Here is a 12,120-nt window from a genome sequence, read left to right as displayed (position 1 = left end):
GGCCACAAAGTATGCCAATCATTCCCCCCAGTAACCAACTTAACCGTGGGTTGACGCATGCGCCTCATGTCGCTGACCGTGCCGGATGGGTCCTTGGCTTCCAGCCCAAAGCGGCCCCCTCCGGCCCGCTGGGGACGGCGTCTGGCCCCCCCATTACTTGCCTTGATGGCCTTGCTCGGCACATCGGCCTGCGCCCACAAGCCCGATGGCACCCCGATGCAGCCCGCCTTGGCGGGCCCGGAGGCCAATGACCCGCTGGAAGGGATGAACCGCGGCGTTTTCTGGTTCAACGACCAGGTGGACCAGGCCGTGCTGCGCCCGGTGGCCCAGGCCTACCGCTGGGCCATCCCGCCGGCCCTGCGCGACGCCGTGTCCAACGTGCTGAACAACGTGCGCTCCCCCCTTACCCTGGCCAACAACCTGCTGCAAGGCGACTTCGAGGGCGCTGGCGTGACGGTGGAGCGGTTCGTCATCAACTCCACGGTGGGCATCGGCGGCCTGGTCGACGTGGCGGCCGCCAATGGCATCCCCTATCATTATCAGAGCCTGAGCCAGACCTTCGCCGTCTGGGGCATCGACGAGGGCCCCTATCTGGTGCTGCCCTTCCTGGGCGCCTCCTCCGTCCGCGATGCCGCCGGCTTCGGGCTTGAGGCATGGGGCGATCCCGTCACCCGCGTCGCCGGCAACACCGACAACGACTGGGCCAACTATACCCGCGTTGGCTTGACGGTGCTCGACGCGCGGTCAACCTATTTCGAGGCGCTGGACGATCTGCGCAAGAACAGCGTCGATTACTACGCCGCCATCCGGGCCGCCTATCGGCAGCAACGCGACGGCTATATCCTGAACGGCAAGGCAGATCCGCGCCAATATCCCACCATTCCCGACTACTCCCAGAACCCCGACCCGTAATAGAAAGGCGCCCGGCGCCTGGGCGTCGGCCATGCCGCCGCCATGATGGAAGCGGGACGCCCGAAACTGTACTGACCCGCCGTGACCCCCATCACTGCATCAGCCCCCGTCCCCAGCGGACAGTCTTGACACACGAAGAGATCAACAAGGCCATGACCAACATGCTGACGCGCCGTACCCTTTTGCTCGGCACCGCCACGATGGGCCTCGCCCTTTCCCTGGGCCTGCCCTTCGCCACCCCCGCGCTGGCCGCCGCCGATGCCGGCGCGGCCGTGAAGTTCGTGCAGGGATTGGGCGACCGGGCCATCGGCGTCTTGTCCAAGCCCGGCGCCTCGAAGGCGGAAATCCAGTCCACCTTCACCCAGCTGCTGGAACAGAATTTCGACCTGCAGACCATTGGCCGCTTCGTCCTGGGCCGGTACTGGAACATCGCCAACGACGCCCAGCGTCAGGAATACATGAAGCTGTTCCAGACCATGATCGTCTCGGTCTACGCGGAACGGTTCAGCCAGTACGCCGGTGAGACGTTCAAGGTCGGCAACGCCCAGCCGGACGGTGAAAAGGACGCCATCGTCAACAGCCAGGTCATCCGTTCCAACGGTCCGGCGGTGAATGTCGACTGGCGCCTGCGTTCCAAGGACGGCAGCTTCCGCATCATCGACGTGGTGGTGGAAAACGTCAGCATGAGCCTGACGCAGCGTTCCGAGTTCGCCTCCGTGATCGAAAGCCATGGCGGCGACTTCAACGCCCTGCTGGAAGCCCTGCGCGACCGTATCCAGAAGGCCAACGCCGGCGTGGCCCAATAAAGCCGGCAGAATCGAGAGAATTGGCAGTTGGAATGGCGCCCCGGGGCAACGACCCTGGGGCGCCATTTCTTTTTGGCGCTGGGCACCGTAGCCTCCCTCCATGCTTGTGGAATGGATCACCAGCGGCCTGACGGCCTGCCCACCCGCCGCCCGGCGGCTGGGATATCATCGCGAAGCGGCGGCCATCGCCGCCCGGGGGCGCCGCCGCGCCCGCGACTGGGCGCCCCACCTGGAATACAGCCGGCGGCAGGTGGCCGAGGCGGCGGAGCGGTTCGGCCGGGGCGGAACCCTGCTGGTCCTGGGCTCCGGCCCGCTGCTGGACCTGCCGCTGGCGGCGCTGCTGCCCCGTTTCGAACGGCTCATCCTGGCCGATATCGCCCATGGACCGTCGGCGCGCTGGCGCGCCTGGCGCGATCCGCGCATCACCCTGGACCGTGTGGACCTGACCGGCCTGGTGGACAGCGTCGTCGACGGGCGCCCCCTGAAACCCGGGTGCGATGCCCATGTCGGCACCGCCTTGGATTTGGTCATCTCGCTGAACCTGGCCTCCCAACTGCCCCTGACGGCGCGCGGCCTGGTGGCGGCGCAGGACGGTGAAGCGGTGGCCGATCGGCTGGCGGCGGACATCGTGCGGGCGCACCTCGACCACCTGGCGCGCCTGGCCGCCCCCTGCCTGATCCTGGCGGATGTGGAGCGCCGGTGGCGGGACGGCCAAGGAGGCGTCCAGTCGGTGGAGGACCCGTTGTTCGGCCAGGCACTTCCGGGAAAGCGCCTGGCCACATGGTCATGGGACGTGGCGCCACCCGGTGAAATCTCCCGCGATACCGGCTTTGACACCACGGTGGCCGCGCATCTGCTGCTGCCGCCCCATCACTCCTGAGGCGGGAGCGGTCATGAGAATGTCATGCGTCCAGGGTCGCAACCGACGGTCGTTGATGATAGACGCCGCGCCATCGCAGGCCAGGGGCGCACGCCATGACCGAGGATTCACTGCCTGAACGCACCAGCCTCTATCGGTTCATCATGCGCCGGGTGGGCGACCCCTGGGTCAGCGAGGACCTGGTGCAGGAAACCTTCATCCGGCTGTTCACCTATCGCCTGAAAAGCACGGTGGGGGACAGTGCCGCCCTGTGCTTCCGCATCGCGCAGAACCTGGTGCGCGATCATTTCCGCGCCAGCCATCGCGCCGCGACCGAAGAGCTGGGCGACGACCTGGCGTGCGACGCCCCCCGGGCGGAGGAGGTGATCATGCACCGTCAGCGCGTGGCCGCCTTTCAGCGGGCCTTGGAGGCCATGCCTCCCTTGCGCCGGGAGGTCTTCGTCCGCCGGCGCCTCAAGGGGGAAAGCCTCCGTGATATCGCGCAGGCCCTGGACATGAGCGAGGCGGCGGCGGAAAAGCATGTGGTGCGCGCCCTGGAATGGTTGCACCAGGAAATGGCGCGCGGCGAACGCGCCCGCCCGCTGGCGAGCCGGAAGGAGGGCACGCCGTGATGGCCGACCACAGCACCAATGGCCCCCCCGGTGTGGGGGAGGAGGCCGCCCGCTGGGCTTTGCGCCGTGCCGATGCCCTCCTGCCGCCGGCGGAGGAGGCCGCGTTCCAGGCCTGGCTGGCCGCCGACCCGCACCACCGCGACCGGTACCAGGCGCTGGCCACCACCCTGGAGGATCCCGCCCTGGCGGAGGCGCTGGCCGCACTGGACGCCCCAGCCCCCGGCCGCAGTGCCACCCGGACCGCTGTGGTGGCCCGCGTGCTGCCCCGCCTCGCGCTGGCGGCCTGCGCCGTCGCGGCCATGGTCATGGCCTGGCCCACCCTGGATTGGGCGCTGGCCACGCCCCTGCGCTATGAGACGGCCAACGGGCAAGGGCGCAGCGTCACCCTGCCGGACGGAACGCGGCTAGACCTCAACGGCGACACGGTGGTCGAGGCACGCTTGGGCCACGGCCACCGATGGCTGACCTTGAGCCGGGGCGAAGCCTTCTTCGACGTGGCGCACGACAGCGACCGGCCGTTCGAGATTCAGGCCGGCGACCGCGCTGCGATCACCGTCCTGGGCACCGCCTTCGATATCGACCTGACCCGCGACGTGGTGGAACTGTCCGTCTATCGCGGCCGGGTGCGCCTCAGCGCCACCGGCGGCCGGCGCGAGCTGACGGCGGGACAGCGCGCCGATGTCCATAACGGCCAGCTTCAGGCCATGGCCGACTTCAACCCCACCGCCGAGGATTGGCGCCAGGGCTGGCTGGAAACGGAGGGAATCACCCTGGGCCGTCTGGCCGAACGGCTGAGCCGCCGCAGCGCCGTGCCAATCGTGCTGACCGACAGCCGCTTGGCCGCGCGCCAGATCTCCGGCCGCTTCCGGCTGGATGATCCCGCCCGCCTGCTCGGCACCCTGGGCCGGGTCCACGGCTTCACCGTGGAGCGGGACGCCGATCGCCTGGTGCTGCAACCCACGGCGTAGGCCCCGTCTCATAAGCTTCACAAAATTCGCTGTCCGGTTTGCGAAGGCCCGACCGTCTTCCGGCCCGAGGTCGCGCCCACGGGGGGACGCGGCCACGGGATTTGGGGACAAGAATGAAGAACCTGGATACGGCCCTGGGCCGCGCCCTGCGCCACCTGCGCGCCTCAGCCTCCGCCCTGGCCCTGGCCACGGCGGCGATCACGACCACGGCGCCGGCCGCCCTGGCGGCGCAGAGCGTGACGCAATTCACCATCGCCGCCGGCGACCTGCGCGCCGCGCTCAACGCCTTCTCCCGCGCCACCGGCTTACAGGTGCTGGCCGACCCGGCGCTGCTGGACGGCAAGCGTACCGGCGGCCTCAGTGGCGCCTTCAGCACACCGGACGCGCTGGGCCGCCTGCTGGCCGGCACCGGGCTCGACTACACCCTGGATGGCGACAGCGTCGTGTTGAAGATGGGGGTCCCCAAGGCCGCGACCGAAACCCCGGCCGCGAGCGCGGCCCCCGCCACCAGCCTGGCGGCCGCCGATGCCAGCCCGCTGGAGGAAATCATCGTCACCGGCTTCGCCGGCAGCGTCACCCGCGCCCTGGACACCAAGCGTCTGGCGGACAACGTGGTGGACGCCATTTCGGCGGAGGACATCGGTAAATTTCCCAGCCAGAACGTGGCCGAGGCCATGCAGCACATCCCGGGCGTCACCATCTCCCGCGATCGGGGCGAGGGCCTGTTCGTCCGCATCCGCGGCCTGGGCCCGGATTTCGAGGTCACCACCTTGAACGGCCGCAGCATGGCGGTGAACGAGAACGTGCGCGACAGCGGCCAGTCGGGCCGCAACTTCCGCTTCGACACCCTGCCGTCCGAACTGGTGTCGGGCATCGAGGTAGTGAAAAGCCCCCTGGCCAGCCAGGATGAGGGCGCCATCGGCGGCCTGGTGAACATCCGCACCTTTCGCCCGCTGGAGCTGGGCGACCTGACCTTCACCGGGTCGGCCAGCGGCAGCTATGCCCAGTTGGCCGACGCCACCGACCCCCACGTCTCCGGCCTCACCAGCTGGAACAACGACGCCAAAACCTTCGGCGTGCTGCTCGCCGCCGTGTATGACGAGCGCACGGTGCGCCAAGATCGCGTGCTGGGCAGCACCTGGACCCTTTACCCCAACGGCATCGACACCAACGGCGACGGCAAGGCCGACAGCGGGCCGGTGATCGACGCCAGCGGCGTGCGCCCGACCCTGGAAATGCAGCACAGCCGCCGGGTGGGCATGAACGCGGCGGCGCAATGGGCGCCCAACGACAATCTGGAGGTCGGGCTGGATGTGCTGTTCACCCGGCTGAACATGCACTACGACGAGAAGACCTACTCCGCCGACTGGAATATCGCCAAGGCGGCGCCGGGCAGTGTGTCCATCCGGGACGGCGCCGTCGTGGCGGCGACCGCCCCGGTCAGCGTGCAGATCGGGCGCGAGGAGTCCGACCTGCTGCACACCAACTATCAGGTGGGTCTGAACGGCAAGTACCGCATCGACGGCTGGACCCTGTCGGCCGACGGCGCCTACAACCGCGCCGACAGCGGCACCCCCACGCCCATCCGCCGGTCCCGCATCCTGGGGTCCGCCGGCCAAGTCGCCTTCAACATGCCCTCATCGGACGATGGCGTGCCCAGCCTGACCTATCTGACGGCCGACCTGAACTCCATCACCCTGCTGCCGGGCCGCCGGCTGGAATGGCGCACCGAGAACGCCAAGGACACGGAAGGCGCCATCCAGTTCGACGCGGAGCATGACCTGGACTGGGGCCCCTTCTCCAAGATCCAGATGGGCGCCAAGTATCGCGATCGGGGCCGCGACTACGACCGGCGCGACTTGACCATCACCAAGAACATCACCGGCCAGTATTTCCCCGCCAGCTATTACGACAGTTTCCCGGTCAGCGGCTTCCTGGCCGACGCCTCCGGCACGCTGCCCCGCACCTGGCTGGTGCCGGACACCGGCGCGTTCTACAGCCGCATGGACCCCACCGTGGTGGACCAGCCGCTGACCGCCGCCGACCTGCGCAATTCCTACAAGGTGACGGAGACCATCAGCGCCGGTTACGTCATGACCAGCCTGTCCACCACCCTGTTCGGCCTGCCCCTGCGCGGCGACGCCGGCGTGCGCGTCACCAACACCGACCAGACGTCCAGCGGCAGCGCCACCAGCGGCACCCGGGCCATCCCGGTGCGGTACGAGCGCATCTACACCAACGCCCTGCCCTCGGCCAACCTGGTGCTGGAACTGCAGCCCGACGTGCAACTGCACCTGGCGGCCTCCAAGGTCATCACCCGGCCCTCGCTGTCCAGCCTGGGCCCGCAGATCACGCTGAACTCCTCCAACACCATCTTCACCGCGACCGGCGGCAACCCGCAGCTGCGCCCTTATGAGGCCTGGCAGTACGACGCCTCGGCCGAGTGGTACTTCACCCGCAGCAGCGCGCTGATCGCCGACTTCTTCTACAAGGACATCAGCACCTTCACCTTCAATCAGGTGACCCCGCTGGTGGTGGACGGGCAGAGCTATCTGCTGACCGCCCCCGTCAACGGCGGCGGCGCCCATGTCATCGGCGGCGAGCTGGCCTATCAGCAGCTCTTCACCTTTCTGCCCGCCCCGTTTGATGGCCTGGGCTTCCTGGCCAACCTCACCATCACCAATTCCGGGGCGACCTACCACGACATCACCACAGGCCGCTTTTTCGAGGCCGATCTGGCCGGTGTGGCCCGTCACAGCTACAACCTGACCGCCTTTTACGAGAAGGGGCCCATCGGCGTGCGCGCGGCCTACAGCTGGACGGGCAACATCCTGAACCAGGTGGGCACCAACGGGCTGTCGTCGGTCAACGACCGGGCCTTCGGCACCCTGGACCTGAACGCCACCTACGCGGTGGACGACCACATGACCCTGACGGCGGAGGCCATCAACGTGACCGGTTCAGCCCAGAGCCAGTATGTGAACAACGGCCTGTTCGCCACCTACACCGACTTCGGCCGCACCTTCCGGTTCGGCGTGCGGGTGAAGTACTGATGGGTGGCAAGGCCCTGCTGCGGGGGCTGGCGGCGGCGATGCTGCTGCTGGCCCTGCCCGCCCGGCCGGAAGCAGCCGGGGCGCCGGCGGACCATCTGGAGCGGGTGGTCATCCTGACCCGGCACGGTATCCGCGCCGCCATGTCGACGCCGGAGGAGCTGGGGCGCTGGACGGCGGAACCCTGGCCGTCCTTCGCCGTGCCGCCCGGCCACCTGACAGCCCACGGCTTCCAGGCCGCCGCCCTGTTCGGCGGCTATTACCGGGAGCATTACCGGGCGCTGGGGCTGTTGCCAGCAGGCGACTGCGCCGCCGCCCGGGTGCATGCCAACCTGCCCCAGCGCACGGTGGAAACAGGCCGGGCGCTGGCGGAGCAACTGCTGCCCGGCTGCCCCGCCCACGTCGACACGGTGACGACCAAGGCGGACCCGCTGTTCGACCCGGTGCCGGCGGGGGCCACGCACCTGGACCCCGACCTGGCCCTGGCCGCCGTGCGCGGGCGCATCGGCGACGCCACGGCCTGGACGGCGGCGCATGCCGACACGGTGGAGGCCCTGCAGCGCCTGCTGCTGAACTGCGCCCCGGCGGACTGCCGCGCTCAAGTCCAGCCGGGCGGCAGGCTGGCGGGCCGTCGGCTGCTGACCGACGTACCGTCGGCGCTGGACCGGGGCCAAGGCGATGACTGGCTGAACCTGCAAAGCCCGCTGGCCACGGCCTCGGGCCTGACGGAGAGCCTGATCATGGCCTATGCCGACGGGGCGCCGCTGGCCAGCCTGCTGGGCGGACGGGTGACCGCGGACGCGCTGAACCGCGCCGGGGCCGCGCACGCCACCGACCTGGACGCGCGGCTGCGCACGCCCTACATCGCCCGCGTGGGGGCCGGGCCGCTGGCGCGGCACCTGGCGGACCTGCTGGCCGGGGAGGCACCCGCCGTCACCGTGCTGGTGGGCCACGACGGCACCATCCTACTGCTGGCCAGCCTGCTGCGCCTGGACTGGGTGCTGCCGGGCTATCAGCCCGACCAGGTGCCCCCGGGATCGGCCCTGGTGCTGGAACGCTGGCGCCGGGTGGACGGCCAAACCGTCATCCGCGCCCGCTTCACGGCGCAAAGCCTGGACCAGCTGCGCACCCTGACGCCCCTGACGGAGGCCCAACCGCCCCTGTCGGCCCCCGTCTTCATCCCCGGGTGCAGCCAGGCGGGCCCGGCGATGGACTGCCCGGTGGAGCGCTTCCGCCACGTCGCGGAGGACGCCACGCAGGGCGAGTGAGCCACCAATGAAAACGGGGAGCGGCATCACCGCTCCCCGTTTCCCGTCCTTCTGACCCCAACCGCTTAGTTGCGCACCAGCGGGCGGTACTTGATGCGGTGCGGCTGGTCGGCGGCCGAGCCCAGGCGGCGCTTGCGGTCGGCTTCGTAGTCCTGGTAGTTGCCCTCGAACCAGACCACCTGGCTTTCGCCTTCGAAGGCCAGGATGTGGGTGGCGATGCGGTCCAGGAACCAGCGATCGTGGCTGATGACCACGGCGCAGCCGGCGAAGCTGACCAGCGCCTCTTCCAGGGCCCGCAGGGTTTCCACGTCCAAATCGTTGGTCGGTTCGTCGAGCAGCAGGACGTTGGCGCCAGACTTCAGCATCATGGCCAGGTGCACGCGGTTGCGCTCACCGCCCGACAGCTGCCCCACCTTCTTCTGCTGGTCGGAACCACGGAAGTTGAAGGCGGAGACGTAGGCGCGGCTGGGCATGGACTTCTTGCCCAGCTCGATGATGTCCAGACCGCCGGAGATCTCTTCCCACACCGTCTTGTTGGGGTTGAGGGCGTCGCGGCTCTGGTCGACATAGCCCAGCTTCACCGTCTCACCCACCTTGAAGGTGCCGGCGTCCGGCGTGTCCTGGTTGGTGATCATGCGGAACAAGGTGGTCTTGCCGGCGCCGTTGGGGCCGATGATGCCCACGATGCCGCCCGGCGGCAGGCGGAAGGACAGGTCGTCGATCAGCAGGCGGTCGCCGAAGCCCTTCTTCAGGTGATCGGCCTCGATGACCACGTTGCCCAGGCGGGGCGGCACGGGGATGACGATCTGCGTATCGGTGATCGCCTCTTTCGTGCTCTGGGCCAACAATTCCTCGTAGGCCTGGATACGGGCCTTGGACTTGGCCTGACGGGCGCGCGGGCTCTGCCGCACCCATTCCAGTTCCTGGGCCAGCTGCTTCTGGCGGGCGTCCTCGGTGCGGCCTTCCTGGGCCAGGCGCTTTTCCTTCTGCTCCAGCCAGCTGGAGTAGTTGCCCTCGTAGGGGATGCCCGAGCCGCGGTCCAGTTCCAGGATCCAGCCGGTGACGTTGTCCAGGAAGTAACGGTCGTGGGTGACCATCACCACCGTGCCCTTGTAGTCGGCCAGGAAGCGCTGCAACCAGGCGACGCTTTCCGCGTCCAGATGGTTGGTCGGTTCGTCCAGCAGCAGCATGTCGGGCTTGGACAGCAGCAGCTTGCACAGCGCCACGCGGCGCTTCTCACCGCCCGACAGCTTGGTCACGTCGGCGTCGCCCGGGGGGCAGCGCAGGGCGTCCATGGCGATGTCCACGGTGCGCTCGATGTCCCAGGCGTCGGCGGCGTCGATCTTCTCCTGCAGCTCCGCCTGCTCGGCGATCAGCGCGTCGAAGTCGGCGTCCGGGTCCGCCATGGCGTTGCTGACCTCGTTGAACCGGTCCAGCAGGCCCTTGGTGGCGCCCAGGGCGTCCATGACGTTTTCCTGGACGTTCTTGTTGGGGTCCAACTGCGGTTCCTGCGGCAGGTAACCGACGGACACGCCGTCGGCGGCCCAGGCCTCGCCGTTGTAGTCCTTGTCCAGGCCGGCCATGATCTTCAGCAGGGTGGACTTACCCGAGCCGTTCACGCCCAGCACGCCGATCTTGGCGCCGGGGTAGAAGCTCAGCCAGATGTTCTCGAAAACCTTGCGGCCGCCGGGGTAGACCTTGGTCACACCCTTCATCACATAAACGTATTGGTAGCTGGCCATGCTATTGATTTCCTTAGATAATTCCGGTTCAAATTTGCCTGTGTAGAACCTGTGTAGGTCGATCTCGAAAAAAATTGAGTTCGACGCACCTTTCCTACTCAGACAGCCGGGTGATTCCTGCGTCCGCTATGCCCATCAAAATGCATGCTGCGCACCCTGAAACGGCCACCTCCAGGGCACCCCATAGATAATCGAGCCGCTGGCCATGTCCACAAAAAAGCCGACGCCGATTGAGCCCCCCGCGAGCGATCTCATGTGCGGTCAGCTTGACTTGCTGATCTTTCAGCAGGATATCCAATTGGTGGAAAGCTGGGGCATTGCTACGAGCGGTGGCGAGGGACTTGGGCCCGCGACTAGGGGTCAGAGGACCCCGCCAGAGACTATAGGTCTCGCCAAGGAACTATAGGTTCCGCTGTCCGTCACTGTTTGCGGCCGATGCTTTCGGCTTTCCACACCGCCCTTGGAAAGATTAGGACAGTCGGGTTATCCGGCTCCCCTTTGCCCCACTCCCGCTATGCGGATGGCTAACGGATGGAAGCAGCCCATGCGGGACCATCAAGGCGGCTCACTTCCGCGCCTGCGGCTTGTGCAGTAGCGCCCCGCAACCGGCGCTGGGCGGCCTATGACAGCCCCGCCCTTGGGCTGCTCGTTCCTTTCGCAGAAGGCCAAGCGTTGCTGAGATGGGCTCATGACTGGCATTGATATCACGCCGCTGGCAAACGCGCCGGCACGTCTAGGCAGCGCCTTCAAGCATTCCCCACCGCCCTGTTAAGGGGCGACAGCATGATGCATTCCCACCACAGCTAGAATTTTTGTCCGTCCCCGCCACATGGTAAGGTGTTTTTTGTCCGTTGAGTTCACCGGCAAGCGAATTCAAATCCCTGTCAATTCGGGCGGCTTCCTCAAACAATGCGGCATGTCCACCTTCACCGGAGTTTAGTCGATGCAGAATGCTACTACCTCCCATCGCCGGGGCCGCCCCTTGGGAAGCGAGTTGCCCGGAGACAAGGCCATTCTCGCCCGAATGGCCGATTACCTGCTAGCGCACGCGGATGCCGCAGTGGCGGATGCCATCCGTCAAACAGCGCCTAGCGCCAATGAGTCCATGATTCACCGGCTGCGCCGTAAGTTTAGAAAGCAGCAGGATACGCTGATGGCTCAAGCACGAAATCGGGCAGCTTCTAATAGCCCCCCCCCTCGGAGCACCGGAAGCACCGGAGGCAGGCTTAAGGTGCGCCTCGACCCAAATGTGCAGCACGCCCGAGAACAGACGCTGGCCGCTTCTATTGCCGGGTTAGGGCTGGCGGCCCACGTTGATCCAAGTGTGCAGCATGCCCGCGAACAGATGGCAGCTAGCCTTGCCGCCGCCGCTATGACCGATAGTCTACAGGCAGAGCATGCGAAGACGTTGGAAGCGGCCCGTGGAGCATTATCGGTTAAGCAATTCACAACCGATCAGCACAACTGGGCGGAGAATATGGCCCGAAGCAACCTTGAAGCAGGCATTGCCGGACATGCCGCTCAACTATACACGTCCAACTCTCTCGATGAGGTAACGAGGCAAATGCAGCGCTCTCTGGAGGAAACAACCCAGATTAGCGCCCTCAAGGCAATGATCGAGGCCGATATGACCCGCGCCAGGTCCTTGGCACTTGGCGGCAACAACGCCATCTACGACATGTATGGATTTGATCCGTTTGCACCCTCTCGTCGTCGCTAGGCGGCCCCTGCTTGTCTGTGTAAAGGGGGAGCGCCATAAGCTCCCCCCTCCCTCTTGGCCTTCCCGCTTCTAGCCTGGATAATTCACCGCCCCGATTTGCCCGGCTCATGCTGGTGACGCAAGTTCGCGCATAGGATGTGAGGCGCCCACCGCCCCCCCCCGC

General features: G+C 67.3%; 9 protein-coding genes. 8 read left to right on the top strand and 1 reads right to left on the bottom strand.

Going from position 1 to position 12,120, the window contains the following annotated elements; translation table 11 throughout:
• Window positions 1–165 precede the first annotated feature (165 nt).
• The 7 genes from FBZ90_RS25335 to FBZ90_RS25305 all read left to right on the top strand — a co-directional run bounded on the left by FBZ90_RS25335 (window position 166) and on the right by FBZ90_RS25305 (window position 8,495).
• On the top strand, window positions 166–912 hold the full coding sequence (locus FBZ90_RS25335; protein ID WP_145736099.1) for an MlaA family lipoprotein: 747 nt from the start codon (window positions 166–168) through the stop codon (window positions 910–912).
• Window positions 913–1,037: 125 nt separating this feature from the next.
• A complete protein-coding gene (locus FBZ90_RS25330) occupies window positions 1,038–1,718 on the top strand; it encodes an MlaC/ttg2D family ABC transporter substrate-binding protein (protein ID WP_246130870.1) in 681 nt (226 codons plus the stop codon).
• 100 nt (window positions 1,719–1,818) lie between these two features.
• Complete coding sequence (locus tag FBZ90_RS25325; protein ID WP_145736097.1) at window positions 1,819–2,598, top strand: hypothetical protein; 780 nt, start codon at window positions 1,819–1,821, stop codon at window positions 2,596–2,598.
• A 95-nt stretch (window positions 2,599–2,693) separates the two neighbouring features.
• On the top strand, window positions 2,694–3,209 hold the full coding sequence (locus FBZ90_RS25320; RefSeq protein ID WP_145736094.1) for an RNA polymerase sigma factor: 516 nt from the start codon (window positions 2,694–2,696) through the stop codon (window positions 3,207–3,209).
• Window positions 3,209–4,177 carry a FecR family protein gene (locus FBZ90_RS25315; protein WP_145736092.1) on the top strand — a complete coding sequence of 323 codons (969 nt, stop codon included), beginning with the start codon at window positions 3,209–3,211 and terminating at the stop codon, window positions 4,175–4,177. The genes FBZ90_RS25320 and FBZ90_RS25315 overlap by 1 nt, the downstream gene beginning before the upstream one ends.
• A gap of 113 nt (window positions 4,178–4,290) precedes the next feature.
• On the top strand, window positions 4,291–7,230 hold the full coding sequence (locus FBZ90_RS25310; RefSeq protein ID WP_145736090.1) for a TonB-dependent receptor: 2,940 nt from the start codon (window positions 4,291–4,293) through the stop codon (window positions 7,228–7,230).
• Complete coding sequence (locus tag FBZ90_RS25305; protein ID WP_211102320.1) at window positions 7,230–8,495, top strand: histidine-type phosphatase; 1,266 nt, start codon at window positions 7,230–7,232, stop codon at window positions 8,493–8,495. The genes FBZ90_RS25310 and FBZ90_RS25305 overlap by 1 nt, the downstream gene beginning before the upstream one ends.
• 65 nt (window positions 8,496–8,560) lie before the next feature.
• On the opposite strand, the gene ettA is transcribed toward FBZ90_RS25305, so the two are convergent.
• Entirely contained in the window at window positions 8,561–10,237 is a 1,677-nt protein-coding gene (gene ettA / locus FBZ90_RS25300) for an energy-dependent translational throttle protein EttA (RefSeq protein ID WP_044563973.1), read from the bottom strand.
• A gap of 1,024 nt (window positions 10,238–11,261) precedes the next feature.
• Between ettA and FBZ90_RS25295 the strand changes: the two genes are divergently transcribed.
• Window positions 11,262–11,957, top strand: coding sequence for a hypothetical protein (locus FBZ90_RS25295; RefSeq protein WP_145736088.1), 696 nt, complete (start codon window positions 11,262–11,264; stop codon window positions 11,955–11,957).
• The last annotated feature ends 163 nt before the right edge of the window (window positions 11,958–12,120 follow it).

This window comes from Nitrospirillum pindoramense, assembly GCF_007827955.1.
GTDB lineage: Bacteria > Pseudomonadota > Alphaproteobacteria > Azospirillales > Azospirillaceae > Nitrospirillum > Nitrospirillum amazonense_B.
Note: the sequence above shows the minus strand (reverse complement) of the source record. Positions and strands in the feature narration are given on the sequence as shown.

Excerpts from the sequence above, each read along its gene's own strand:
- FBZ90_RS25335 (WP_145736099.1), top strand. The coding sequence starts at position 166 with ATGGCCTTGCTCGGCACATCGGCCTGCGCCCACAAGCCCGATGGCACC.
- FBZ90_RS25325 (WP_145736097.1), top strand. The coding sequence starts at position 1,819 with ATGCTTGTGGAATGGATCACCAGCGGCCTGACGGCCTGCCCACCCGCC.
- FBZ90_RS25320 (WP_145736094.1), top strand. The coding sequence starts at position 2,694 with ATGACCGAGGATTCACTGCCTGAACGCACCAGCCTCTATCGGTTCATC.
- FBZ90_RS25315 (WP_145736092.1), top strand. The coding sequence starts at position 3,209 with ATGGCCGACCACAGCACCAATGGCCCCCCCGGTGTGGGGGAGGAGGCC.
- FBZ90_RS25310 (WP_145736090.1), top strand. The coding sequence starts at position 4,291 with ATGAAGAACCTGGATACGGCCCTGGGCCGCGCCCTGCGCCACCTGCGC.
- FBZ90_RS25305 (WP_211102320.1), top strand. The coding sequence starts at position 7,230 with ATGGGTGGCAAGGCCCTGCTGCGGGGGCTGGCGGCGGCGATGCTGCTG.
- ettA (WP_044563973.1), bottom strand. The coding sequence starts at position 10,237 with ATGGCCAGCTACCAATACGTTTATGTGATGAAGGGTGTGACCAAGGTC.
- FBZ90_RS25295 (WP_145736088.1), top strand. The coding sequence starts at position 11,262 with ATGGCCGATTACCTGCTAGCGCACGCGGATGCCGCAGTGGCGGATGCC.